The organism is Oleiphilus sp. HI0128, from assembly GCF_001635365.1.
Genome location: NZ_LWGG01001366.1, coordinates 1 through 1413, shown reverse-complemented (window position 1 = coordinate 1413; position 1413 = coordinate 1). Strand labels below are relative to the sequence as shown.

1 protein-coding gene is annotated in these 1413 nt (G+C 42.3%); it reads left to right on the top strand.

Features of this window, described 5'->3' with window-relative positions; translation table 11 throughout:
- Positions 1 to 45: 45 nt before the first annotated feature.
- Positions 46 to 1413, top strand: a 1368-nt coding sequence (locus A3763_RS22625) for a hypothetical protein (RefSeq protein WP_197483058.1), incomplete at its 3' end; no start/stop codon positions are given.

Here is a 1413-nt window from a genome sequence, read left to right as displayed (position 1 = left end):
AGGTCTTCATGTTTACTCCGCTTAAACGCGCAGCTTTGCGACTCGATGCTTAATATCCAGGGTTCTGCGAAGATACTTGACCACCTTTATAGAGCAAACCTCTTCATTACCCCCTTAGATAATGAACATAGCTGGTACCGTTATCATGAGATGTTTAGAGAGTCGCTCCTTCGAAAAATTAAAGTAGAGCAACCAACACTTCTAGAAACATTGCAGAAAAGCGCTATTGAGTGGCTTGTCACGCATGAACAAGCCCATGAAGCGATAGAGCAAGTTGTTCAACTTCAAGATTGGGATCTTTTAATACAATTGCTTGAAAAAAATGGTAACAACCTAATACATGAAGGGCATCACTTACTCGTTTTAGAGTGGCTTCGAAAAGTACCCGAAAAGCTATTTAGCCAGTCTCCCCGCGCGATTATGCTTAAGATCTGGGCATTGTTCTTCAGTAACAAAATTGAAGTGATTGCCCCTTTGCTAGAAGAGCTGGAACTCCTTATTGATAAGCAACGCTTGCTTTGCATTGAAACTAGCGCAAGTGAATTAATTGACTTACATAGTGAGATCTCGCTTATTCGGGCCTATCTGGCTCGCAGCCAGTCAGACCTAAAGAGCGCAGGACAATTAACTAAAGATGTTCTGAAAGAGCTCGATACAACCAAGATGCCCCTTAAATCCGTCACCTATTACGGAATTGGTCTTGATAGCTTCGCTGTCGGTGACCTGGAGTCTGCGGAAGCTGCTTTGAGCGAAGCAATTGAGCATGGCAAGCGAGAGAAGAAATATACCACGGTGCTATCAAGCAGCGGCCTGCTTGGATGGATCTATTTTTACCAAGGTAATCTTGAAAAAGCGTTAGAAACCGGGATTATTAACCAACAATGGATCGATAGCTATCACGACAACTCTCAACCTAGAATAATTTCTTGTTGGCAAAATAGTGCCTTGGCATTGATATATACAGAGAAAGCCGAATTTACTATCGCTCAGTCGTACATCAACCCCTTGCTACGACATTTGGAAATTGGGACAGAGCCAGGCCAGCACATAATCATTCAGTACACCCAAGCAATGCTTTATTTTGCACAGGGCAAATATGTCGATGCTATCGAATGCTTGGATGATGCATGGCATACCTATCAGCACAAACGAGACTCCATCGTTTTCACTCCACCAAGTATCATCGCACTAAAGGCTCGCTGCCTTTTATCAATGGGGATGATAGAGAAAGCTCAATTTGTGATAAATGAACTAAACGAAGAAAGCATTAATGCTGTCCCCTTAAACTATGAGGATATTAACCTAACAAAAGCACGGATTTTTGCGGCGCAAAGTAATTATAAACTTGCATTGGAAGTAATTAACCGTCTTGCTGAACAGACTCGTTCTAAGCACCATGTATACAACCTGATT